Origin of the sequence: Corynebacterium sp. 045007, from assembly GCF_040743205.1 — a bacterium.
Classification (GTDB): domain Bacteria; phylum Actinomycetota; class Actinomycetes; order Mycobacteriales; family Mycobacteriaceae; genus Corynebacterium; species Corynebacterium jeikeium_D.
Genome location: NZ_JBFLKW010000001.1, coordinates 124942 through 148597 on the forward strand (window position 1 = coordinate 124942; position 23656 = coordinate 148597).

A 23656-nucleotide genomic window follows, 5' to 3' on the forward strand; every position below is an offset into this window, starting at 1 on the left:
AGGTCATACTTTTACCCCCGGATGCCTTTCAGACAGCTTGAAGTACACACCCCTCCCTGAGGTCACAACATGTTTCCAATAGAGATTTAAGTTTGTCCTAGAAATCTGTTTCGGGGGTAAATTCACTTGGATAAGACCGACCGCTCCACACAATAAAACCGCCTGACCTCACACTGCTGAGCACAGTGAGGCCAGACGGCACAAGAATAAATACGGATTATTGGTTGTTAATGCCCAGCGCAGCAAGGGCCATCTCAAAGGCATTATCCCTTGTCGCCTCGGGACCCGCCCATTTGAGCACATGTCTGGAAGAGTTAATCAACCCAGCGGTGAGCTGGACTTTAAGCTGCGCCTCGTCGGAGGTGAGTTCGGGCTGTAGTTCACGCAGAGCGTCCACCCATAAGACCATGTAAAGACGCTGCAAGGAACGCACTTTTGCGCTCTGCTCTGGCGCTAGATTTCCGCCTTCGCGTTCTTGGACACGAATGCGATCGGGCTCCGTGACTGCAAAATGCACGTGATGCGCAAGGAGGCCCCGAAGAGTCTCCTCTGGACCCCAGTCATTGCTCTTTGCTCGATCGAGAACTGCTCGCGCACCATCGACAAGTCGGATAGAAATATCGATGAGGATCTGCGCCAACAGCTCTTCCTTGCCGCTGAAGTAGCGGTAAAGAGCTGGGCCAGAAATGCCAACAGCGGAGCCAACATCCTCCAACCGAGTCTGATGAAACCCTCGGTCGGCCAGGATCGCAGCAGCAGCGGAGAGAATCTCTGCTTCTCGACGCCGTCGCGCTTCGGTTCTACGTGACATAAGCCCTTATGTTAAACGCATTGGAGCCATTTCGTCTGCATAATTACCACCAGCGCCCGCCCTCAGCGTGTGTTCACATAGACCACGGCTCGACAACAGACACACATCCTCGCCCACAGGTCCCCACACGTCCGGGTAGAGAAAAACCGCCGAGGTGATAGTTAGCACCGCGGCGGTTAGCCCCTAATCCAGCAAGGAATTAGTGGAAGAAGTGGCGAGTACCTGTCATGTACATAGTGACGCCAGCTTCCTTGGCAGCAGCGATGACCTCTTCGTCACGGATGGAGCCACCTGGCTGGACAACTGCCTTCACACCGGCATCAATCAGGACCTGCAGACCGTCAGCGAACGGGAAGAAGGCATCGGACGCAGCGTAGGCCCCCTGGGTACGGTTTTCTCCGTCGGCAAGCGTATTTGCGCGCTCAACGGCGAGCTTTGCGGAGTCCACACGGTTGACCTGTCCCATGCCGACACCGACGGTGGCGTTGTTCTTGGACAGCAAAATGGCGTTGGACTTCACAGCGCGGACGGAGCGCCATGCGAATTCGAGCTCAGCCAGCTCTTCGGCATTCAATGCCTCGCCGGTGGCCAGCTCCCAGTTCTCCGGCTTATCGCCCTCTGCCTGGTAAGTATCCGGCTCCTGGGTGAGCAGGCCGCCCGAGATGAACTTGTTCTCTGCGGTCGGTGCTTCGTACTCAGCGACAAGAATGCGCAGGTTCTTCTTGGCCTTCAGTACCTCAACGGCACCGTCTTCGTAGGACGGAGCGACGATAACCTCGGTGAAGATGTCCTTGACCTGCTCGGCCATCTCAACGGAGACCTCGCGGTTGACGGCGATGACACCACCGAATGCGGACATCGGGTCACATGCGTGAGCTGCGCGGTGAGCTGCGGCGATGGACTCATCCGAAACTGCGATACCGCACGGGTTAGCGTGCTTGATGATTGCCACACACGGACGCTCATGATCCCAGGCGGCACGCCATGCGGCGTCGGCATCCTGGTAGTTGTTGTACGACATCTCCTTGCCGTTCAGCTGCTTGGCGTTAGCCAGCCCCTTGGTACCAATGCGGGTCAGAGTTGCCGACTGATGAGAGTTCTCGCCGTAGCGGAGCGGAGTCGGGGCGGCCCCCTCAGCGCCACCGAGCTGCTCAACAAACCAGTTGGACACAGCTGCGTCGTAATCGGCGGTGTGCAGGAATGCGTCACGAGCGAACTCACGGCGCTGCTCCAGGGTGAAGCCGCCTTCCTTCACGGCGGTAGCGACATCGCCGTAGCGAGCCGGGTCGACCACGATAGCGACCGACGGGTGGTTCTTCGCCGCAGCGCGAACCATCGACGGGCCTCCGATGTCGATCTGCTCCACGCACTCGTCGTAGGAAGCGCCCGAGGCAACGGTCTCACGGAACGGGTACAGGTTAACGACAACGAGCTGGAAAGCCTCCACGCCGAGCTCCTTCAGCTGAGCCAGGTGGTCTTCCTTGCGAGTATCAGCCAGAATGCCGGCGTGAACACGCGGGTGCAGCGTCTTCACACGGCCCTCGAGACACTCCGGGAAACCAGTGAGATCCTCAACCGGGGTCACCGGCACGCCAGCTGCAGCAATCTTGCCAGCCGTGGAACCGGTGGAAACGATTTCCACGCCAGCCTCGTGCAGGTCACGAGCCAGCTCCTCGAGCCCAGTCTTGTCGTAGACGCTAATCAGAGCGCGCTTGATTGGTTTACGCTGCGTGTTGTCGTTGGTCATTTCAGATAAGCCTTTCGTCCGTCACGCTCAATTCCGTGATCGGCAATCGAGTGCAATACATCAACCAGGAGTCGGCGTTCGACAACCTTGATTCGTTCGTGCAGGGTCTCCACCGTGTCGTCGTCCTCGACGGCCACTGGCTGCTGCGCCAGAATCGGCCCGGTGTCCACTCCATTATCAACGATATGCACGGTCGTGCCGGTGACCTTCACCCCATAGTCAAGTGCATCCGGTACCGCACGCGCCCCTGGGAAGGACGGCAGCAGCGCTGGGTGCGTATTAATGATGCGATTGCTGTAGGCCTCTACAAATGTTGGCCCCAGAATACGCATGAAACCCGCCGAGACAACGATATCCGGCGAAAAACTGTTCACGGCCTCTAAAACACGAATATCCCAACCTTCTCGGTCCTTCTTTGCCTCAGCATCGAAAGGCACCTGAAAAGTTGGGATATTGAGGTTTTGAGCCCTCTCCAGCGCCGGACAATCCTTGTCCGAACCAACCGCGACAATCTGAACCTTTTCAGCGTCGAGCAGTTCCAGCATCGACTGCAAAAGGGAGCCCAGGCCAGAGGCCAGGACTACGATGCGGAGCTGCTTGCTGGAGGAATTATTGTGCGAAATTTCTGCGACGGGCTGTGCTTCAGTCACGGCGTTTAGCTTACCCAGCCCGACAGAGACCCCAAATTCCACTCCCCCTAAGTTGGCTTAGCTCTTTTGGCTTGACGACGGTTCCCCGTCGCCGCCCTCCTCCGAGTCTTCGGTGTCCTCATCGGATTCGTCCTCGTCGGTCGCATCTACTTCGCTCGGTTCTTCTCCGCCTGCGGCGCTTTCCGAATCCTCTTCAGAGTCGTCTGATTCCTCAGCGCCTTCTGAAGTGTCTTCAGACTCAGCACCGGACTCTGATTCCTCCTCTGTGTCGGACTCGGCTTCATCGTCGGAGGTCGCTACGACTTCCCCGTCGACAATCTCCTCCGCCTCCTCTGACTCCTCCGAGCTGTCCCCGTCATTGTCGGACTTATCGGCGTCGCCGGCATCCTCAGCCTCAGCGTGACCGTCCCCATCTTCTGCAGGCTTCGGCGGGAACTTCTCGGCGGCCACTTCCGAGACACCCTTGTCCCTACCAAGTGACGGCACACCGGTCATCGCAACAACCACGATGGCCCCCGGAACAACCAGCCACATCGAGCCGAGCAGTCCAGTCAGCCACCAGGAGGCACCGGCCCACCCAAAGATGCCAACCTCACCGCCGAGCAGCCAAGCCAGCCCCATGAGGAAGATGATCGACCACACGGCAGCGAGAACGACGACCAGGTAGGGCTGCTTCGGTGCAGATTTCTTCAGGAATGCCACGACGCGCCAAGCCGCAACGGCTGGCGGTAGCACAATCAGCACTCCGAAAGCCCAGTGCACCAGCGACTGAGGCATGGCAGCCAAAATCGGCAGCGGTGGCAGCTGAGCCGGGTGCACTGCGAACAGCCCAGCCTCCGCTGGCCCAAACGTCGATTTTCCGCCCACCAGCACACCGACAGCACCGAAGGCCACATTTGGCAGGTACAGCAGCGAGAGGCCGCTGACCGCAACACTTTCACCGACGGTATCCGTGATTGCAAATGTCTCTGCCAGCAACTCTCGATGCCAAATCAGCGAAACGAGTGTCACCACAACACCGGCCAGCCACAGCCATGCCACGTAGCTGCCCGCCAGACGGGCCGACCCGAGCAACCACTCCGGCAGCTTCCGGCGCAGCAGTAGTGCACGCAGCAACCGCTGCCCCATTCCCAGCACCAAGGCCACGAGATTTACAAGCAGCGCGGCTGCAATCGCAAGGCCGAAACTAGGGGTCTGAACGCGGGGAAACACCTTCGACGCGTCGTAAAGCATGAGCCACGCGATGATGGTGAGAACAATGGGCGTGCCCAGATACGCGCCGACCAACGCGCGGACATCCTTGATGCTGATGCGATCAGCGACTTCGCGGCGTACACGCCAGGCGATGAACAACACCATCAGCACCGCGGGCAGTGCTGGTGTGAGCCCCAGCGTCGTGCCGTTAAAACGGAACGGCGCGAGGTTAAAGATCATCCACATCGACGCGATACTCGCTGGAAGCGGAGACATTCCAGCGCCACTGACGATGACGCCAATCAGAGCTACCGAGATGATGAACAGCAATACGACGCCGTAAGAACCGGCAACAGACAGCCCAAACCGGCGTGTACGAGGCGAGTTAATGAAACGACGGAACCCCGAGGGACGCCCCTTGCGTGACGACGTTCCGGAGCCCCCCGCTTTCATCTTCGTCGTGGCGGCTCGATTGCTGTCGGCACCGACGCTGCGCGCACCGCCAGTCTGACCGGCCTGCGTATTCTGCCATGCGCGGGCAGTGCGCTCGCTGCGGACGCTACGGGAACCCCCGCCGCTGCCACCGGCACCGGTGCGGCTTCGCCGATTTCGATCGCTACCGGAGGAACCTCTCCGCGAATCCGCGCCTTTCACAGTGACATCGTCCTTCCCGCGTCTAATCATTGACAGCTGATTGCCCACCTATATAGATAGGGTGCCACGCAAGGGTGCGTCACAGCCATGGCCATATAGTGCCATACATACAACGCCTCTTTGTTTAGGCATTGCAGAGTCTAATTTGAAGGTACGGATCCCAGGACGGACGGTATCCGTTGAGTCCGATCTCCTTTTGCCCCCTCCCCCCCAAAGTGGCTTCACCTTTGGTTTCCATTTGTCAACGCCGATGGGTTACTTTTTGCCACCCCCGCGACCACACCCTTAGTTCACCCGGAAACTACTTGCCGATCCCCCTACCCAGCCCCTCGATTAAGGGGCATCCGCCATAAATCCCCTGGCAACACACCGGTTGCGCTTCACCGGATCCGTGATACAAGACAACAGCCCCACGGCCACAGCACGGCCCTATTGAACTGAAACTGACGAATCAGCGAACAAGTTCTCTAAAAACAAGTTGCTTGCCCTATATCGAACCGTTATTATCGCAGAAGTTAGATAACAGTTGGGTTACAAAGAGTTTCGTTGGCAGGGAGATTGAAGTGACGTTTTTCAATGCTCGTCGCGGAGGCGGAAAGCACCGCAAGGTAGAGGTTTCCGCAACTTCTCGCGCAGCACTGGTCGCACTGTCCGCATCGACGATCGCTTCCTCCAACGCGGTCGCCCACGCAGCTGAGACCGAGAATAAGGCTCCGGAGAACTCAGCTTCGACTCAGACCCGCGCTGCTCAGCCGAAGAACAACGCTCCGATGGTGCTGGCCTCCAGCTCCTTCAATCCGAGCACTAACCTCAGCGACCACCTCGCTACGGCGTTGCAGTACAACCAGGAGCGCGTTGCTCGCGACCAGGCTGCCCGCGCTCCGAAACTCTCCATCCCGACCGTGGGGCTGCTGACCTCACCGTTCGGCTCACGCTGGGGAACCTTCCACTACGGTGTCGACCTGGCTAACGTCACCAACACCCCAATCATGTCCGTCATGGACGGCACTGTTATCGATGCAGGCCCGGCTCAGGGCTACGGCCAGTGGATTCGCGTTCGCCATGACGACGGCTCTGTTTCCGTCTACGGCCACATCGAGTCCATCTACGTTGCTGTCGGAGAAGCTGTCCGAGCTGGTCAGGTCATCGCCGGTATGGGCAACCGCGGCTTCTCCACCGGTACGCACCTCCACTTCGAGATCCACCCGGATGGCACCACTCCGGTCGACCCGGTGACCTGGTTCATCCAGCGTGGTCTGAACCTGAACTAATCAGGTATCGACACAGGTACGAGCAGGCCTGGTCGCTCTGCAAAGGCCCTACCTGTGCACCGCCCCCTGTTTGACCGCGGCGGCAAGCCTCCCCTGATTAATTTTTCAGAAACCGGCATCGCCGCCGGTACTGGGGCTTTACTCTTGACACATGGCAGAGACTCAAACATTCCGCATGTGGAAGAAGTTGGCTGCGACTCCAGTCGTCGGCAAGCGTCTATTTTCCTTAACCGCCGCATTGACGGCGCCATATTTTCGCACGATCTGCCCCAAGCTAGAGACGATGCAGCCTGGACTGGCGGTAGCGCGCATGCCCGCTTGGTGGGGCGTGCGTAATCACATTAAGTCCGTGCATGCGATTGCTGCGTGTAACCTCGCTGAATTCGCGATGGGCATGCTCTGTGAGGCCAGCGTGCCAACAACGCATCGCTGGGTGCCAAAGGGCATGACGACGAACTACAAGCGCATCTCCGTCGGTGGGCTGACGGCTGTGGCCAAGGCTGAGTTGCCGGACTTCTCCACCATCACACCGGAAACTGGTGGGGTAGATTTTCCCGTCCACATCGTGCTGACCGACGCCAACGGCACCGAAGTGCAAGATGCCACCATCAACTGCTGGGTGACAGCGAAGAAGCCTAAGTAGCCTCCAGGCGGTGATGGATCTTTACAGCTTCTCCATTGGCACACCGCCGATAAGCATCATGCGGACCTTACCTGCGGATCCAAAGTCAATCATCGCAGTTGCCCGGGGCGCGACCCCTTGGACTTCAAGCACAGTGCCTAAGCCGTACTTGTCGTGAACAACCTTGTCACCGGGCTCTAGGTGCAAGACCTGATTCTTCTTTCGGGATGACGCACCAGAGCTGGCGGACCCACCCGAGCCCGAGCCGAAGCCCGAACTGGAACCGAAGCCCGACGAGGCACCATGTCCACGACCGAACGCGCTGCCCGCGCCGTAGCCACCAGAGCCAAAACCACCAGAACCGGCGCCCCAGCTTCGGGCCGGAGCCTCGCGCAGCCAATCAATCAGGTCGCTTGGGACTTCCCCCAGGAAACGTGAGGGAGGATTATTCTGCGGCGAACCCCACGAGGACCGAGTCACAGCTCGCGTGAGATACAGCTGCTTGCGAGCACGGGTAATACCGACATAGGCCAGACGCCGCTCTTCGGCCAGCTCCTTCGGATCGCCCAGGGCGCGCAGGTGCGGGAACAGTCCGTCTTCCCAGCCGATGAGAAATACCACCGGAAACTCCAGGCCCTTGGCCGTATGTAGCGTCATCAACGTCACTACACCGGTGTCATCATCCGGAATCTGGTCCGCATCCGCCACCAGAGAAACTCGCTCGAGGAATGCCTGCAGACTTCCCGGCTCTGCTTCCCCATCGTTGTCGAAGTCGGCCGTGAAATCACGCGCGAGGTCATTCGCGATCTCAGATTCCACCTCGGACTCGCCACTGGTATCAGCACCGCTTTCAGCATCAGCTGCAGCGCCAGAACCTTCATTTACATCAGCGCTAATATCCACCGACGACATCATCCGCGCCTCTGCAGAGAACTCCCGCGCAACGCTGACGAGCTCATTGAGGTTGTCCAGGCGCGTGGCATCTTGCGGATCATTGGAGCGCTCGAGCTCCGACTTGTATCCACTGCGGTCAATAATCGCGTTGACCAAGTCACCGATATCGGCCAGTTCACCGGATGCCATATCCGCCGCCAGAGCATCAATCATCTCGACGAACGCCGCCATCGCGTTTCGACTCCGCGCCGCCACCGCCGGAACCTTGCCCTCAGCTACGGCACGTAGCGCCGTGCCAAACGAGCACCGCTCGTCTTCGGCATAGAGCGACACATGCGCCACCGCACGGTCACCGATTCCACGCCGCGGCGTATTGATAATGCGACGCAGCGAAACATCATCGTCGAAGTTCTCAATAACGCGCAGGTAGGCGACAATATCGCGTACTTCCTTACGCTCATAAAACCTGGTGCCACCAACCACCGTGTACGGCACGCCCATACGAATGAAGACATCCTCTAGAGCACGGGAGGAATTATTGGTGCGGTAGAAAATCGCCACATCCGAGTACGAGTACGGCCCGTAATCGACCAATTGCTCAATCTCGTTAGCGATAAACCGAGCCTCATCGTGCTCATTGTCCGCTACGTAGCCCTTGATCTTGCCGCCCTCACCGAGATCGGTCCACAGCTTCTTCTCCCGGCGATTCTCATTGCGCGCAATCAACGCATTGGCCGCCGACAGAATCGTCTGCGTCGAGCGATAGTTTTGCTCCAGCAGAATCGACGTGGCCTCCGGATAGTCCTTCTCAAACTCCTCAATATTGCGAATAGTCGCACCACGGAAGGCATAAATGGACTGGTCCGAATCGCCCACCACACACAGCTCACTCGGAGGCACATCTCCACCGGGCTTGCCGACGAGCGTCGAGACCAAAACATACTGCGCATGGTTGGTGTCCTGGTACTCGTCCACCAACACATGCCGGAAGCGGCGACGGTAATACTCTGCGACCTGCGGGTGACTGGTGAAGATCCGAACGACCTCACCGATTAGATCGTCAAAATCCACGGCATTAGCCGCCCGCAGCCTGGTCTGGTACTCCAGGTAAACCCGTGCAACGACGTCATCAAAAGGATTGCGCGTCGTCGAGGCATCCGCGATGGCCTTCTCCGGGTCAATCAACTCATTCTTGAGATTGGAGATACGCGACGAGAGCACGCGGCCGGTGAACTTCTTGGCATCCAGGTCCATGTCCTTAGCAATCATGGACAGCAAACGCCGGGAGTCGTCCGAATCATAAATAGAGAAATTGGAATTAAGCCCCGGTACTAGCGCATGCTGCATGCGCAGGATGCGCACACACATGGAGTGGAACGTGGACACCCACATACGCCGCGCCTGGTCACCGACCAGTCCCGCCACACGCTCGCGCATCTCGGCTGCGGCCTTATTGGTAAAGGTAATAGCCAAAATTTGGCTTGGCAGGACCCCACGCGCACCGATCAGGTATGCAATCCTGCGCGTCAGCACAGATGTCTTTCCTGAACCCGCTCCAGCCACAATCAACAGTGGTGAACCAATGTGCTCCACTGCTTGGCGCTGCTGCGGATTAAGCCCCTCTAGCAGCGACTCTGAATCAAAACTGGGCTCGAAGCCACCGCCAAAACCGCCGCCAAAGCTGGCAGCGTCACTCGGTGCGCTATTGCTACCAGCGCTGGCGAAGTGGCCGAACCCACCACGGCCAGGCGTAGCACCGCCCGCCTCACCGTGGTTCGAACCAGCATGGCTATCGCCACTACGTCCATCGTCAGCATTGAAGGACCCGAACAGCATTCCAGTTTCATTTCCCATGATGGCTACTACAGTAGCCGAGCCCCCGGATTGGACTGTTCGAATCCTTTGGCACAATAAGAACTATGAGCGAAAACCCTGCGGACACTCGCGCCGCACACACCGACAACACCGACGGCGCCGAGCACAGCCAGCAGGCGGCGGCAGTATCCCCTTTTGAAGTCCGCACCCCCACCGGTACCGATGACCCGTTGAGCTCCGCGGAGATCGAACAGTACCGCAAGGAAATCAACCGCCTTGACGGGCTGATTATCGATGCCATTCAACGCCGCACCGCAATCAGTAAGGCCGTCGGCAAAACCCGCCTGGGATCTGGCGGCACGCGTCTCGTGCACGGCCGAGAGGTGCAGATCATCAACGAGTTCCGCGACGCACTTGGCCCAGAGGGCCCGGCAATCGCGTCGGCGCTGCTGCGCATGGGACGCGGTCGCCTGGGCTAACCCTCGCCAGCTACCTGTCCTGCTAGCCTTCCAGGGAAATCAGCTTTTCCTCTAGGAACTCATTGATACCGGTGAAGCCGCCCTCACGGCCAAGACCGGACTGCTTGACACCACCGAACGGCGCCGACGGGTCCGACAGCGAGCCCTTATTGACCGCAACCATGCCGGACTCCAATGCCTCTGCCGCACCAAGTGCCTTGGTCAGGTTCTCACTGAACACATACGCCGCCAGACCAAAGATCGTGTCATTTGCCTGCTCAATCGCGTGCTCATCGTCCGTGAAGGTTGTCACTGCAACCACCGGACCGAAAATCTCTTCGCGGACAATATCCGCATCCTCGGGCACATCGGTCAGAACTGTGGGCTCGAAGAAGTAGCCGTCGGAAAGCACGCCTCCGAGATCCGGAATCTTGCCGCCACACTCAACCTTCGCACCACGCGTGACCGCATCGTCAACCAGATCACGAACCTTTTCCTGCTGATCGCGCAGTGCGAGTGGGCCAAGATCCGTGGCAGGATCGGTACCCTCGCCCAACTTCAGTTCCGCAAAACGCTTGACGACGCCCTCGACGAACGCATTCTTCTTGGATTCATGAACAATAAAGCGATTCGGGGCGATACACACCTGGCCGCCATTGCGGAGCTTGGCGTCACTGACTGCCTGCACAGCCTTATCAACATCACCATCAGAGAGAATGACAAACGGAGCATTCCCGCCGAGCTCAAGGGAAACTTTCATCGAAGTTTCCGCGGCCTTCGCAGCGAGCATCTGGCCAACTTCGGTGGAACCGGTGAAGGTGAGCTTGCGCAGGCGGTCATCGGAAAGCAGGGCAGAAACGTTGGCTGAGTGCCCTGTTGGCAGGACGGAAATCACGCCTGCGGGAACACCGGCCTCGATAAGTAGTTTGCCCAGGTAGAGCATGGTCAGCGGAGTTTTGGACGCGGGCTTAATAATGACCGGGCAACCGGCGGCCAGTGCCGGGGCGATCTTGCGAGTCCCCATAGCCAGCGGGAAATTCCACGGCGTAATAGCCAAAGCCGGGCCGACCGGCTGCTTAATCACCGCGACGCGCGAGGTCCCGCTCGGAGAAATTCGGTAATCGCCGGAGATACGCACGGCCTCCTCAGCGAACCAACGAAAAAACTCGCCACCGTAGCCGACCTCAGCCTTGGAATCCGGCAACGCACGGCCCATCTCCAGGGACTGCAGCTGGGCCAACTTGTCTGCATCCCGACGGATGAGTTCAAAAGCGCGGTAAAGAATCTCGCTGCGCTTGCGGGGCGGGGTTACCTTCCACTCCTTCTGGGCTGCGACGGCGTCGTCAAGCGCCTGCCTGGCGTCCTCCTCTGTGGCGGAAGCGACCTGGACCAGCGGCTTATCTGTCGCGGGGTTAACGACATCGAAGGTCTCACCATTCGATGCGGGACGGAACTCGCCGCCGAGGAGAAGGCCTGTGGGGACATCTTTAAGGATGTTGTCGTAATCAGGGGTGAAATCAGTCATATTTTCCAGGGTAGGTGCCTTTGCTGAAGCGGGCTAGGGACTCGTAGGTGGCGGATAGTCGACGGATGGTCGGCGCATAGGCGGAGCAAAGGCACCGCGGAATCGAGCTGCCAGCAGATTGTGGTCACGCCTGATCGAATACTGTCGCCCGGCGAGAGCGCCAAAACGCAACTAGTCTGGGGAGGTATAAAGTGCATTTCGTCAAAACTCACCTGGGAGCAGGAATGACTGTAGATATCACCGCAACCGAACAGTGGGCTCAGCTGGCTAAGCGCGTGGACAATGTTCGCGCCACCTCGCTGCGTGAGCTTTTCGCCAATGAAGATGGCCGCACTGAGAAGCTGACTTTCGATGCAGGCACTCTCCACGTTGACCTTTCCAAGAACTTGATGTGCCTCGACGGTTTTGCCGAGCTGGTTGAACTTGCTCGCGCCGCTGGTATCGAGGAAGCACGCGAAAAGATGTTCCGCGGTGACAAGATCAACACCACTGAAAACCGCTCCGTGCTGCACACAGCGCTGCGCCTGCCAGCAGAGGAAAATTTGACCGTCGGCGACCAGGATGTCGCTGCCGACGTGCATGAGGTGCTCGGCCGCATGCGCGATTTCGCTCGCAGCCTCCGCAGTGGAGACTGGCTGGGATACACGGGTCACACTATTAAGACTGTGGTGAACATCGGCATCGGTGGCTCCGACTTGGGCCCGGCAATGGTGACCAAGGCGCTGCGCACCTACGCCACTGCCGGCATTGATGCCCGCTTTGTCTCTAATGTTGACCCATCTGACCTGCAGGCGGTTCTGGATGAGGTCGATCCGGAGTCCACGCTGTTTATTGTCGCTTCCAAGACCTTCACCACGCAGGAGACGCTCTCCAACGCTCACGCAGCTCGCCGCTGGCTTATCCAGCAACTGGGTAGCGAAGAAGCCGTCGCCAAGCACTTCGTTGCCGTTTCCACGAATGCCGAAAAGGTCGCTGAATTCGGCATCGACACTGAGAACATGTTTGGCTTCTGGGACTGGGTCGGCGGCCGCTACTCCGTCGACTCCGCCATCGGCCTGTCCATCATGGCCGTCGTCGGCCCGATGGACTTCATGCGCTTCCTGCAGGGCTTCCGAGCAATGGATGAGCACTTCCTCAACGCTCCGCTGGAGCAGAACGTGCCGGTACTGATGGGCATGCTGAATGTCTGGTACTCAAACTTCCTCGACGCCCAGTCGCATGCCGTACTGCCCTACTCCGAGGATCTCTCTCGCTTCCCGGCGTACCTTCAGCAGCTCACCATGGAATCGAACGGTAAGTCCGTGCGTACCGACGGCAAGAGGGTGGACTACAACACCGGAGAAATCTTCTGGGGTGAGCCGGGAACGAACGGCCAGCACGCTTTCTTCCAGCTTCTTCACCAGGGAACTCGCCTGGTTCCGGCTGACTTCATCGGCTTTGCCCGCCCACGCCAGGATCTGCCGACGGCATCTGGCGAAGGTTCCATGCACGACCTGCTGATGAGTAACTTCTTCGCACAGACCAAGGTGCTGGCCTTCGGTAAGACCGCAGAAGAAATTCGCGCAGAGGGCATTGCTGAGGAGCTCGTGGAGCACAAAGTCATGCCGGGTAACCGTCCGACTACGACCATCATGGCTGAGGAACTGACCCCGGACGCTGTCGGTGCGCTGATTGCACTTTACGAGCACATTACTTTTGTCGAGGGCATTGTCTGGGGCCTGAACTCCTTCGACCAGTGGGGCGTCGAGCTGGGCAAGCAGCAGGCTGGCGACCTACTGCCTGCTGTTACCGGTGAAGTGGCGCCTAATTCTGGCGACGCTTCTACCGATGCGCTGCTGACGTGGTACCGCGACAAGCGCTAACGTCTTCTGGCCAATTGGCCTAGATAGCTAAGAGTCCGCCTTCGGCTTGAACTGATTCTCGCTGCGGGCGGACTTTTGTTATTTGTATGGCCACTCGGTTGCGGTGAGGATGGGGCGCGGCATCCCGTCGTAAAGCGGGGTCGGGAAAAAGCGAATAGTATCTAAGTCATGTCTGCCTACATTGAAGATGATGTTCTTGCCTATCGACTTGCCGTGGGCGCCAGTGAAATTCTCAAGGGTGTCCGCAACGTAGGCCTGCTGCGTGGCCGCATTCTGGGAGATGCCGGCGACGCACTGGCACAGGAGTGGATTGCCCGCGTACTAGAGCAGCACCGTCCGGACGACGGACTGCTGTCGGAGGAAGCCGCGGATAACCGTGAGCGCCTGGACTCAAAGCGGGTGTGGATTATTGACCCACTCGATGGCACGCGTGAGTTCGCTTCGGGGCGCCAGGACTGGGCAGTTCATGTCGCTCTAGTAGAGGACGGTCAGCCGACCCACGCTGCTGTTGGTCTGCCGGATCACGGCCAGGTTTTCCACACGGGTGAGGCCAAGGCTGTGCAGGGGCCGCGTGCGGGCAAGATTGTCGTATCGCGTACTCGCCCACCGGCTGTGGCGAAGTACGTCGCTGACAAGCTAGGCATGGAGCTGGTGGAGATGGGCTCCGCTGGTGCGAAGGCAATGCACGTGCTGCTCGGTGACTACGACGCCTACATCCACGACGGTGGTCAGTACGAGTGGGACTCGGCAGCGCCGGTTGGTGTCGCTAAGTCCGCAGGGCTTTTTGTCAGCCGCCTAGACGGCTCCGCGCCGACCTACAATAATGTCGATACTTTCCTGCCGGATATGCTGTTCTGCCGACCGGACCTGTCGGAGGAGATTCTGGCACTGGTAAAGGAATTCAAGGATCAAGAGCAGAAGTAGGTAAGCTAGGGCGGCTATGACCGACTCCACTGACATCACGACACAGGCTCATCAGGGCATTAAGACTCCGTACGAGGATTTGCTGCGCGAAATTCTCGCTGACGGAGCAGCTAAATCAGACCGCACTGGCACGGGCACTCGCTCAGTGTTCGGCCGCCAGCTGCGCTTTGATCTGAGCGAGGGCTTCCCACTGATCACCACTAAGAAGGTGCACCTGAAGTCCATCGTGTACGAGCTGCTGTGGTTCCTCCGCGGCGATTCAAACGTCCGGTGGCTCCAGGATCATGGGGTGACTATTTGGGATGAGTGGGCAGACGACAACGGCGACCTCGGCCCAGTCTATGGCGTACAGTGGCGCTCCTGGCCCACTCCAGATGGGCACCACATCGACCAGATTGCACAGGCGCTGGAGACTTTGAAGTCCAACCCGGATAGCCGCCGCAACATCGTCAGCGCCTGGAATGTCTCCGAGATTTCCAATATGGCGCTGCCGCCGTGCCATCTGCTGTTCCAGTTCTACGTCGCGGATGGCAAGCTCAGCTGCCAGCTCTACCAGCGCAGCGCGGACATGTTCCTGGGCGTGCCGTTTAACATTGCTTCCTATGCACTGTTGACGCACATGATGGCGCAGCAGGCGGGCTTGGATGTTGGTGAGTTCATCTGGACCGGTGGTGATTGCCACATCTACGACAACCACATTGAACAGTGCGAACTGCAGGTCTCCCGTGAGCCGCGCCCCTACCCCACGCTGAAGCTTCGGAAGGCCGACAGCATTTTCTGCTACGCTTACGAGGACATTGAGGTCATCGGCTACGACCCGCATCCTCTGATTCGCGGTCAGGTGGCTGTCTAAGTCAGCGAAAGGTGAGTGTCGACATGAACGAGTCCACCGCTTCCACCAGCGCAAGACCCCCGTTTGTAGGGATGATCTGGGCGCAGTCTCGAGCCGGCATTATCGGCGACGGTGCGACTATGCCCTGGCATCTGCCTGAAGATCTTCAGCATTTCAAAACAACGACGATGGGCGCACCGGTCATCATGGGGCGTCGCACGTGGGACTCGCTGAATCCCAAGTTCCGACCACTCCCCGGTCGTCGAAACATCGTCCTTTCACGCTCCGTGTCCGATTTCCCCGGCGCCGAGTCCGCAACCAGCCTCGAAGCCGCGCTCGCAGCCGTCGCCGACGAACCTGCAGCGTGGGTAATCGGAGGCGGGCGCGTCTATCGTGACGCACTTTCGCTTGCCGACGAATGCGTGGTCACCGACATTGATACTGATGTCAGCGTCCCGGTACCGGTCATGGCTCCCGACCTCTACGACTGGGTTCGCGTCGAGGATGGTCCGTGGCAGACGTCAACGACCGGCCTACGCTACCGCTCCTGCACGTGGCGGCGGCTAGAGGATTAGCTTGGAAGCCTGTCCAGCAAAGCTCTGAGGCGGGACTACTGCCCGGCGAAAGTATTGCTCAATGGAATATCGGCCTTGGTCCGCGCGTTGACCTAAGTATGACTGATGTGAAGACTCCACAGACCACCGAACACGTGACCATTTACGCTGCGTCCTGGTGCCCTTTCTGCCAGAACCTTATTGCTGGCCTGAAGGAAAACGGCACTCCGTTTGAGGCTTGGGATGTCGAAAAGCACGACGACCTCTCGAAGTGGGTTGAGTCCGTCAATGATGGCAACCGCGTTGTTCCGACTGTGCTGTACTCCGATGGCGTGCACGCCACGAATCCGTCGGTTGAGGAAGTCACCGCTAAGTACGCTGAGCTTTCCGGCAAGTAATTAACAAGCTAAGTATTTAAAAAGCCGAGCCCCACTTTCGGGGCTCGGCTTTTTAAGTATGAATACGACCGGTCATGCTGCCAGTCGCGATACCAGTATTAGTCCAGATCGTCGTGTGCCATCAGCTGACGAGCAGCCTCAGTAATCGAGCCAGACAGCGACGGGTAGACAGAGAAGGAACTTGCCAGGTCATCGACGGTGAGCTGGTTGGAAACACACACCGCAATTGGCAGAATCAGCTCCGAGGCGGTCGGAGCGACCACCACACCACCGATAATCATGCCGGAGTTCTTACGGCAGAACAGCTTGACGAAACCGTGGCGCAGCGAGCGCATCTTCGCACGCGGGTTACCTGCCAGTGGGAAAACCTCAACGCGAGCGGAGACCTCACCGGACTCAATCTGAGCCTGGGAGACACCGACAGTCGCAATCTCCGGGCGGGTGAACACTGCCGACGAAACGGTGCGCAGGCGAATCGGAGATACGCCTTCACCGAGGGCGTGGTACATCGCAATACGGCCCTGCATAGCTGCAACGGAAGCCAGCGGGAACAAGTCGGTGCAGTCACCGGCAGCGTAGATACCCGGCACGTTGGTACGGGAAACACGGTCAACGTGAATATGGCCAGACGGGGTCAGTTTTACGCCACTGGCTTCCAGCCCCATATCCGCGGTGTTCGGAATCGAGCCGACGGTCATCAACGCGTGGGAACCGAAGACCTCACGGCCGTCGGAAGTGACGACGCGAACGCCGCCATCCTCCGTGCGTTCGACAAGATCACAGCGGGCGTTCTTAACAACGTCCACACCGCGCTCCAGCAGGACCTCCTCCAGGGCATCTGCAGCGTCGGCGTCCTCGTGCGGCAGGATGCGATCACGCGACGCGACCATGGTGACCTTCACGCCCAGCTCGGTGAACGAGGATACGAACTCAGCGCCAGTCACACCGGAACCGACCACAATGAGGTGCTCCGGCAGCTCCTCCAGTTCGTAGACCTGACGCCAGGTCAGAATACGATCACCATCAGGAATCGCACCCGGCAGAATGCGCGGGGACGCACCGGTGCTGACCAGCACCAGGTCGGCTTCAAGAGTGACCTCGCCGCCCTCGAGCAAGTCGACGGTGACGTAGTGAGTTACACGGCCCGGGTCGTGGTCATCGAGGCGACCGCGGCCCTGCAGCATCTTGATGCCCTCACGCTCCATCTGCGCGCGAACATCGTCGGACTGCTGCTGTGCCAGGCGCTTAACGCGCTCATTGACCGCAGTGAAGTCGATTTTGCGCTGGGAAAAGTCCGGACGCAGACCCATCTCGTCCGCACGGCGCATATCGGTACGAACGCCCGTCGCCGCGATGAAGGCCTTAGAGGGAACGCAATCCCACAGGACGGAAGAACCGCCCATCCCGGCATCCTCAACCACAGTGACTTCAGCACCGTACTTGGCGCCAACCAGCGCTGCTTCGTAGCCGGCTGGGCCGCCGCCAATGATTACGATCCTCTGTGCCACAAATCCTCCAAAGTTGCCGTGGATATCACAATGTAACTACCGCGGGAGGCATTTTCCCCGCTTTGCCCCCATAGTCTAACGGACAGTCATGGTTGACTGCGCGCCGTCCTCATAGCGAGCAACAATGCCAGCGAAGAGTTTCACACCAACGCCCAGGCAACGCTCGTCCACGATTAGGTCATCTCGGTGCAAATCGTGCTTGTCGCCGCGGCCGGACCAGCAGCCCAAGCGGGCCATCGCGCCCGGGACGTGCTCGAGATACCAACCGAAGTCCTCGCCACCGGACGACTGTGGGGCCTGAATGACAGCATTCTCGTCCACTCGTCGCACTGCTTCCGCAATCAGGGCGGTGCAGTATTCGTCGTTAAGCACAGGCGGCACGCCACGCTCGTAATTGATGGTGCACTCTGCGCCGGTCGGGGCGAGGACTTGTTCAATGAGTTCGCGGACCAGTGGATCGATGTCGCGCCAGGTCTTGATGTCCGCGGTGCGCAGGGTGCCGCTGACGCTGCCTTCCGACGGAATCGCGTTGTGCGCATACCCGGAGTGCACGGAACCGAACGTGAGCACGGTGCCGGTGCGCGGGTCGACGCGTCGCGACAGTAATCCGGGCAAATCGACAATCAATTTGCCCAGTGCATAGACAACATCGGCTGTCATCTGCGGACGGGAGGTATGCCCGCCCGGGCCATGCACCTGAATCTCCAGCGTGTCGGCCGCAGAGGTGATGGCACCTGTTCGAACGCCGACGTGACCGACGCGCAGCTTCGGCTCACAGTGGACGGCAAAAATACGCTCAACGCCATCGAGCGCACCGGCAGCGATAACCTCGGGCGCACCGCCAACCATGACTTCCTCGGCAGGTTGGAAAATGAAACGCAGCGGCGTCGGCAACGTGTGCTTCTCGTGGTACTCAGCCATAGCCAGAGCCGTCGCGAGCGTAATCGTGGTGTGAAAATCATGCCCGCAGGCGTGCATGACGCCATCGTTGGTGCTGGCAAACTCCAGCCCCGTGGTCTCTGTAATTGGAAGCGCGTCTATATCGCCGCGGAAAGCGAGACGCCCCGGCAATTCACCTCCGGCTTCGCTACCGGCGAGTTCATCTTCACCAATGTCGACCATCAAGCCGGTGTTGGGAAACAGCACTGGTTTCAGCCCTGCAGCACGCAGCTTCTCCTCCACAAAAGCCGTGGTGGCGTGCTCCATGTGAGATAGCTCTGGGTGCGCATGAAGATGCCGCCGCCACTCGAGAATCTCGTTCGCGTGCTCGGCCCACCAGTGCTTAATAAACTCCTCAATCACAATTCTCCAGTGTAAGCGCTCCACCGACAGGCCGTAACAAGAGGCCTACCGACGACTGCGCCAGCGACAGCAGTGGCCGGCAAGCGTTTGAATATCAGCGCCAGACGTACACATGACCAGGGGCCACTTCTTTCACTTTGACCCCTTCAATTATCAGATGTTTCACATTTTGAGGAAGTCTGCGATGATATTAGGCATGTCCGGCAATGGCACACCTAAGTCTCTCAGCATCCCCATCATCATCGTGGCCACCGCACTCGTGGTCGTCATCGGCATCGCCATCGGCCTGTCGCTGAACAATAGTGATGAGCCCCAGCGTCCGGAGGTCCCCTCCTCCTCGCAGCCGACGTCGCCCAGTTCGACACCGCCGTCCTCGACGAGTTCGACTTCTACGAGCAAGACGACCACCACGACCACAACTACGTCGAAGTCCTCCGAGACGTCGTCAAGCACGCCGAGCACTTCGACATCGTCCTCGTCGTCGACGCCGAGCACCACGTCTTCGCCATCCACGACGACGAGTTCAGAGCCGACATCAGCTCCGGAGGGGCAGGACTTCGGCACTGGCCGCTCCGACTTGGACGGCCTGGGCTTCGTGGGCAGCTCCGCACGCTGCGACAACGGTGACCGCGCTTTTGCTGTTATCGCCGCTGAACAGGGAATTAAGGCTGCTGCTTGTGAGACGCGCTCCGGCGAGAAGTACTACCGCTCGGATACACCACAGGGTTCCGGATCGATGGACATCATCGTCGATGAGGGCGACCGCGTTGTTGCACAAAACGGCTCGTACAAGTACCAGATGTCCCCCGACGGAGTTCTTGTGACCAAGGACAACGAGGTCGTCAAGAAGTACGCTGCAGAAGCCTGGGGAACTGCCTAAGAGATCAATTTAAAGATCAATGTTGCGGGGACCGTAGAGGCGGTCGCCCGCATCTCCCAGACCCGGCACGATGTAGGCATCCTCGTTGAGATCCGGGTCCACCACAGTGGTGACAAGACGCACCGGGAAACCGGATTCCTTCAAGGCGTCGACACCCTGCTGTGCAGAAATGATGCACACGGCCGTGATGTTGTCCGCTCCGCGATCCACCAACAGCTTCAGGGCATGCAGCAGTGAACCGCCGGTTGCCAGCATTGGGTCGACCAGGAAGACAGTGCGACCGGACAGATCCTCCGGCAGCGCCTCGAGGTACGGCACCGGCTCATGGGTTTCCTCATTACGAGCCAAGCCAATAAAGCCCACCTGCGCATCCGGAATCATCGACAGCGACGGATCGATCATGCCAAGCCCCGCACGAATGACGGGAACAATAATCGGCGGATCCTGCAGACGGTAACCCGGCGCGGTGGTGATTGGGGTCTGAACATCGAAGTTATCGACGGGCAGCTCCCGGCTTGCCTCGTAAATCAGCATTGCGCCCAGATCGGCGAGTGCCGCACGGAAGCCCGCGTTATCAGTGCGCGCGTCGCGCAGAATGGTCAAACGTGACTGTGCCAAGGGATGGTTGACAACGGTAATCTCCATGCCTTCCAAAATACATTGCTTTGCTTTTGCCGCTCTGGTGCCGGCATCACAAGTTTCTGAAAACGCGTTCCCAAAAAAGATGGAACCGAATCGGCCTTTTTCGCGCCTAACAATACGAGGGCTTTTTACTGCGCCCCATTTGCGTAAGCCCGCTTACTACCAAACCACTTGCCGCTCAGCCGCCGTCCGAACCCCGCTAGCCGTTCAGCCACAGCACTGAGTGTTGAACCACACGCGAATTTCCTAGAGAGGCCGTCAACATTGTCCCGTCCATCACCACACAGTTCCCACAGCCAATCGTTTCTCTCTCCGGCCACTAGCGGGAATGACTCAGTCTTTACGCTGGTGCCAGAGATTATTTCTGCCAATGCCGCGCGCCTTGACGCGTTGTCGCAGCAGGTCAGCGGCACTGACTTGGGCATCAGCGCACTGCTCTCGCTTGGCGACGTCCCGTTTGCTGGCCCCTTCTGTCACGCTGCAGCCACTGCTCTACAGCACCAACACGAGCATGTGGCTGAGCTGAATGAGTACGGCACCAGCGCTGCTCGTGCACTGAACGCTCTTGTCTCTGCGGTGTCCACTGCTGAAGATGCAGGCGCACATGCGTTGCAGTCCATTTCACCGAAAATGGGAGCCGTTGCAGCTCGCGGGATTGGAGGTGCGTGATGCTTCCCACCAATCTACTTACGGAAGTCCCCAGCGCGATTGCACAACAGCTAAGTCCTGCCATCGCGCCCGCACTGGCAGGACTTGCTGGGGCCGCAATCCCCGCCGCGAGTACTGCCTGGCGCTCTGTGGCAGATTCCGTTGACCGCAACTGGGGCGATGGTGCTCGTTCCGGGGCAGGAGCCGCGGGAACAAGCCTCAAACAGGCTGCAAATGCGGCAGCCGACTTGGAAGCTCGCGCCGGAACCATTGACAGTGACATTGCCAAGGGCCTAGCCGCAGTAATGTCAGCGGCCACTGATTTGGCCCGGATTGCCATGGATTTTGTTACTTCCGCCATGGGCTCGCTGACTGCGACGGCTGCGGGGCCCGCAGGTCTCGCCGCAACCGGTGCCAGCCTAGTCTCAGCGGCCAGTTCCGCGATCTCACAGGCCATTGCGCGGCTCATGAAACTAGAACAAGAACTGCGGCCTCTGGTGCAGTCGCTGATACAGCAGGCAAGCACCGCGGTGGACACCCCTGCCCCACCCCGTCCGACGCAGTTGGAGGCCCCAGCAACCACTCAAGCCGCCTTCGCTTCTACGTCTACGAACACCCCAGGATTGGCCAGCGCTACCGACGCTGCAGATGGTTCGTGGGCGTCGTCCGATTCGGGCGGCGCGCCGGTGCCTGCGGATGCGGGGGCTGGCGCGCCGACACCAGAAGCCCAAGCTGCGGTGAAAGCTGCACTCAGTGCCGTGGGAACGCCCTATGGTTGGGGCGGAAATACTCCGGGGCAGGCGCTCGATTGTTCAGGCTTGACGCACTGGGCCTACGGGCAAGCTGGTGTTGATATTCCCCGCACGGCAGAAGCACAGGCCGTCGGCCGACAGGTGAGCCAGGATGAACTGCTGCCTGGCGATCTTGCAGTGTGGGACGGCCATGTCGCCATGGTTATCGGCGACGGAAAGATGGTCGAAGCGGGCGATCCGGTACAGGTAAACCCCGTGCGTACAACCAACATCGGCATGCCGTTTAAGGGGTTCTACCGCCCGACCGGATAGTGCGGTGGGTATCTGCGTCGTAAAACTTCTAAGATAGGACTACGCAAACTTGCCACCCGTGGGGGCGCTGCAGGTATGACAATTTTTGAGTTTTAACAATCACCGACAAGCAGAAGGGCTGCGACGAAAACTATGGCCAGGAAAGGCATCGTTCCTATCGAACTCGAGCTGACCTCGGGCACCTTTTACACGTTGTGGGCTCCAAGCTGGCGTGAAGGTGGCTCCGAGTGGCAGGCTCTGCTCGGCCGCGGCGATGACATCTATTTGTTCTCATCAGCGGCAAAGCTCCTGGCTTTCCTTCAGTCGGATGCTCCTCACGACTTCACGCAGCACCCCAGCTGGCGCAACTTCAACCAGCAGCTACCGGGAGCGGCCATCGCGGCGCCACGCCACCGCTATGACCTGATTGGGCTGCCAGAAATTTTGGCTGGCCGGGCCGACTACGACCATGTTTCGCGCGCAGACCGCATTCTTGCCATCACTCGCTCGATTGGTGCGATCGCGGATCTCAATCCGATCAACCAGATGTTCGCCTCTCACTCTGTCCTGGCTGCCACACAAAATGGTGCTGATCACTTCCAGGGCGGTGGCGCCGCTCAGTGGTCAGCTATCGGCAGTGTCATCTTGACCAACTGGGACAATTGCATTGACGCTATCGACGCCATCGGCGCAAATACTCCGAACATCGATGAAGAGTCTGAAACCACTGCTGCAGTCGCACTAAAGGAAGCAGAGGCCGCGGAGCGTGAGCGTCGTGAAGCAGCGGAGAAGAAGCGCGAAGAGGAAAAGAAGGCCGCAGAGGAGACCGCCGGCGATCCGTACGATCAGACGGTGTGGGCCAACGCTGGCATCGACCCGATCAAGATCTCCATCGCTGGCCGCACGCTCTACACCTTGCGTTGTTACATGGGGCGTCGCCCGCTATTCCTGGGCAGCGCCGGTGAGATTCACACGTTCTCGCAGCCACGCACGATGGTACGTTGGCTGCTGGAGAACAAGCATCACGACATGTCGGCGCTGACGACGTGGGATGAAATCATCACTGCAGCCAACGCAGGTGAGCTAGAGGCCGTGGTGCACGAGGACAATGAGTACTCGTTTACCGGTCTGGCCGAGGATATTGAAAAGGGCCCGAACGCCGTGGACACCGCCCAGCTCGCCCGCGCGTACGAGCTACTCGCAGATGCCGCTGACTGGGCTGGTGATGATGCCGTGAACGAGGTACTGGCGGGCAATCAGCAGCTGCAGTGGCTGCTGAACTTCCTGCTGGACACCGGAGAGCTGTCCGAGCCAGTTCCGCCTTACGACGATGAGGCCAAGGGCTGGAGGCAGCTGGAGAAGGACTTGGCCGCTCGGTTTACGACCAAGATCTAGCTCCCACCCAGCAAAGCTGGCCGGCGC

General features: G+C 59.2%; 21 protein-coding genes. 12 read left to right on the forward strand and 9 right to left on the reverse strand.

The features are described from left to right. Positions 1-217: 217 nt before the first annotated feature. The 4 genes from AB1Z34_RS00585 to AB1Z34_RS00600 form a co-directional block, all read right to left on the reverse strand. Positions 218-811 (reverse strand): TetR/AcrR family transcriptional regulator, encoded by a 594-nt coding sequence (locus tag AB1Z34_RS00585; protein WP_038627845.1) that lies wholly within the window; start codon positions 809-811, stop codon positions 218-220. A gap of 199 nt (positions 812-1010) precedes the next feature. Next, a complete protein-coding gene (gene purH, locus AB1Z34_RS00590) occupies positions 1011-2558 on the reverse strand; it encodes a bifunctional phosphoribosylaminoimidazolecarboxamide formyltransferase/IMP cyclohydrolase (RefSeq protein ID WP_070862611.1) in 1548 nt (515 codons plus the stop codon). Then, the gene (gene purN, locus AB1Z34_RS00595) at positions 2555-3208 is read right to left on the reverse strand and encodes a phosphoribosylglycinamide formyltransferase (protein ID WP_070438550.1); all 654 of its coding nucleotides are present in this window, start codon (positions 3206-3208) and stop codon (positions 2555-2557) included. The genes purH and purN overlap by 4 nt, the downstream gene beginning before the upstream one ends. 57 nt (positions 3209-3265) lie before the next feature. After that, entirely contained in the window at positions 3266-5086 is a 1821-nt protein-coding gene (locus tag AB1Z34_RS00600) for a DUF6350 family protein (RefSeq protein WP_367157748.1), read from the reverse strand. Positions 5087-5619: 533 nt separating this feature from the next. Between AB1Z34_RS00600 and AB1Z34_RS00605 the strand changes: the two genes are divergently transcribed. Continuing rightward, on the forward strand, positions 5620-6327 hold the full coding sequence (locus tag AB1Z34_RS00605; protein ID WP_016422164.1) for a M23 family metallopeptidase: 708 nt from the start codon (positions 5620-5622) through the stop codon (positions 6325-6327). A gap of 151 nt (positions 6328-6478) precedes the next feature. Further along, positions 6479-6970 (forward strand): hotdog fold domain-containing protein, encoded by a 492-nt coding sequence (locus AB1Z34_RS00610; RefSeq protein WP_038627827.1) that lies wholly within the window; start codon positions 6479-6481, stop codon positions 6968-6970. Between the two features lie 21 nt (positions 6971-6991). Here the strand turns inward: AB1Z34_RS00610 and AB1Z34_RS00615 are convergent, their stop codons facing one another. Continuing rightward, a complete protein-coding gene (locus AB1Z34_RS00615) occupies positions 6992-9697 on the reverse strand; it encodes a UvrD-helicase domain-containing protein (RefSeq protein WP_367157749.1) in 2706 nt (901 codons plus the stop codon). 65 nt (positions 9698-9762) lie between these two features. On the opposite strand from AB1Z34_RS00615, the gene AB1Z34_RS00620 reads away from it, so the two are divergent. After that, positions 9763-10137, forward strand: coding sequence for a chorismate mutase (locus AB1Z34_RS00620; RefSeq protein ID WP_049171980.1), 375 nt, complete (start codon positions 9763-9765; stop codon positions 10135-10137). Between the two features lie 22 nt (positions 10138-10159). On the opposite strand, the gene AB1Z34_RS00625 is transcribed toward AB1Z34_RS00620, so the two are convergent. After that, complete coding sequence (locus tag AB1Z34_RS00625) at positions 10160-11641, reverse strand: NAD-dependent succinate-semialdehyde dehydrogenase (protein WP_367157750.1); 1482 nt, start codon at positions 11639-11641, stop codon at positions 10160-10162. A gap of 224 nt (positions 11642-11865) precedes the next feature. Here AB1Z34_RS00625 and pgi point away from each other — a divergent pair, with 224 nt between their 5' ends. The 5 genes from pgi to AB1Z34_RS00650 all read left to right on the forward strand — a co-directional run bounded on the left by pgi (position 11866) and on the right by AB1Z34_RS00650 (position 16211). Then, on the forward strand, positions 11866-13503 hold the full coding sequence (pgi, locus tag AB1Z34_RS00630) for a glucose-6-phosphate isomerase (RefSeq protein ID WP_049190297.1): 1638 nt from the start codon (positions 11866-11868) through the stop codon (positions 13501-13503). Positions 13504-13671: 168 nt separating this feature from the next. Beyond that, entirely contained in the window at positions 13672-14427 is a 756-nt protein-coding gene (locus AB1Z34_RS00635; RefSeq protein ID WP_049190299.1) for a 3'(2'),5'-bisphosphate nucleotidase CysQ, read from the forward strand. A 16-nt stretch (positions 14428-14443) separates the two neighbouring features. Continuing rightward, entirely contained in the window at positions 14444-15280 is an 837-nt protein-coding gene (locus AB1Z34_RS00640) for a thymidylate synthase (RefSeq protein WP_149421026.1), read from the forward strand. 23 nt (positions 15281-15303) lie between these two features. After that, entirely contained in the window at positions 15304-15834 is a 531-nt protein-coding gene (locus tag AB1Z34_RS00645) for a dihydrofolate reductase (protein ID WP_149421027.1), read from the forward strand. Positions 15835-15932: 98 nt separating this feature from the next. Then, positions 15933-16211, forward strand: coding sequence for a mycoredoxin (locus AB1Z34_RS00650; RefSeq protein WP_088611943.1), 279 nt, complete (start codon positions 15933-15935; stop codon positions 16209-16211). Between the two features lie 98 nt (positions 16212-16309). On the opposite strand, the gene AB1Z34_RS00655 is transcribed toward AB1Z34_RS00650, so the two are convergent. Beyond that, the gene (locus AB1Z34_RS00655) at positions 16310-17719 is read right to left on the reverse strand and encodes an NAD(P)H-quinone dehydrogenase (RefSeq protein WP_016422155.1); all 1410 of its coding nucleotides are present in this window, start codon (positions 17717-17719) and stop codon (positions 16310-16312) included. A gap of 75 nt (positions 17720-17794) precedes the next feature. Then, the gene (locus AB1Z34_RS00660; RefSeq protein ID WP_126107898.1) at positions 17795-19021 is read right to left on the reverse strand and encodes a M20 family metallopeptidase; all 1227 of its coding nucleotides are present in this window, start codon (positions 19019-19021) and stop codon (positions 17795-17797) included. Between the two features lie 196 nt (positions 19022-19217). Between AB1Z34_RS00660 and AB1Z34_RS00665 the strand changes: the two genes are divergently transcribed. After that, positions 19218-19901 carry a hypothetical protein gene (locus AB1Z34_RS00665; RefSeq protein WP_141744775.1) on the forward strand — a complete coding sequence of 228 codons (684 nt, stop codon included), beginning with the start codon at positions 19218-19220 and terminating at the stop codon, positions 19899-19901. A 9-nt stretch (positions 19902-19910) separates the two neighbouring features. Here the strand turns inward: AB1Z34_RS00665 and upp are convergent, their stop codons facing one another. Beyond that, positions 19911-20546, reverse strand: a complete 636-nt coding sequence (gene upp / locus AB1Z34_RS00670; protein ID WP_016422152.1) for a uracil phosphoribosyltransferase — start codon at positions 20544-20546, stop codon at positions 19911-19913. A gap of 345 nt (positions 20547-20891) precedes the next feature. Between upp and AB1Z34_RS00675 the strand changes: the two genes are divergently transcribed. From AB1Z34_RS00675 to AB1Z34_RS00685, 3 genes are all read left to right on the forward strand, one after another. Continuing rightward, positions 20892-21212 carry a hypothetical protein gene (locus AB1Z34_RS00675; RefSeq protein ID WP_367157751.1) on the forward strand — a complete coding sequence of 107 codons (321 nt, stop codon included), beginning with the start codon at positions 20892-20894 and terminating at the stop codon, positions 21210-21212. Continuing rightward, complete coding sequence (locus tag AB1Z34_RS00680; RefSeq protein WP_070628792.1) at positions 21212-22255, forward strand: C40 family peptidase; 1044 nt, start codon at positions 21212-21214, stop codon at positions 22253-22255. Before AB1Z34_RS00675 ends, AB1Z34_RS00680 begins: the two co-directional genes overlap by 1 nt. A 132-nt stretch (positions 22256-22387) precedes the next feature. Next, positions 22388-23629 carry a hypothetical protein gene (locus AB1Z34_RS00685; RefSeq protein WP_038627792.1) on the forward strand — a complete coding sequence of 414 codons (1242 nt, stop codon included), beginning with the start codon at positions 22388-22390 and terminating at the stop codon, positions 23627-23629. Positions 23630-23656 lie beyond the last annotated feature (27 nt).

Coding starts and splice junctions, on each gene's coding strand:
- AB1Z34_RS00585 (WP_038627845.1), bottom strand. CDS start 811: ATGTCACGTAGAACCGAAGCGCGACGGCGTCGAGAAGCAGAGATTCTC.
- purH (WP_070862611.1), bottom strand. CDS start 2,558: ATGACCAACGACAACACGCAGCGTAAACCAATCAAGCGCGCTCTGATT.
- AB1Z34_RS00600 (WP_367157748.1), bottom strand. CDS start 5,086: ATGATTAGACGCGGGAAGGACGATGTCACTGTGAAAGGCGCGGATTCG.
- AB1Z34_RS00610 (WP_038627827.1), top strand. CDS start 6,479: ATGGCAGAGACTCAAACATTCCGCATGTGGAAGAAGTTGGCTGCGACT.
- AB1Z34_RS00615 (WP_367157749.1), bottom strand. CDS start 9,697: ATGGGAAATGAAACTGGAATGCTGTTCGGGTCCTTCAATGCTGACGAT.
- AB1Z34_RS00620 (WP_049171980.1), top strand. CDS start 9,763: ATGAGCGAAAACCCTGCGGACACTCGCGCCGCACACACCGACAACACC.
- AB1Z34_RS00625 (WP_367157750.1), bottom strand. CDS start 11,641: ATGACTGATTTCACCCCTGATTACGACAACATCCTTAAAGATGTCCCC.
- pgi (WP_049190297.1), top strand. CDS start 11,866: ATGACTGTAGATATCACCGCAACCGAACAGTGGGCTCAGCTGGCTAAG.
- AB1Z34_RS00635 (WP_049190299.1), top strand. CDS start 13,672: ATGTCTGCCTACATTGAAGATGATGTTCTTGCCTATCGACTTGCCGTG.
- AB1Z34_RS00640 (WP_149421026.1), top strand. CDS start 14,444: ATGACCGACTCCACTGACATCACGACACAGGCTCATCAGGGCATTAAG.
- AB1Z34_RS00645 (WP_149421027.1), top strand. CDS start 15,304: ATGAACGAGTCCACCGCTTCCACCAGCGCAAGACCCCCGTTTGTAGGG.
- AB1Z34_RS00650 (WP_088611943.1), top strand. CDS start 15,933: ATGACTGATGTGAAGACTCCACAGACCACCGAACACGTGACCATTTAC.
- AB1Z34_RS00665 (WP_141744775.1), top strand. CDS start 19,218: ATGTCCGGCAATGGCACACCTAAGTCTCTCAGCATCCCCATCATCATC.
- upp (WP_016422152.1), bottom strand. CDS start 20,546: ATGGAGATTACCGTTGTCAACCATCCCTTGGCACAGTCACGTTTGACC.
- AB1Z34_RS00680 (WP_070628792.1), top strand. CDS start 21,212: ATGCTTCCCACCAATCTACTTACGGAAGTCCCCAGCGCGATTGCACAA.
- AB1Z34_RS00685 (WP_038627792.1), top strand. CDS start 22,388: ATGGCCAGGAAAGGCATCGTTCCTATCGAACTCGAGCTGACCTCGGGC.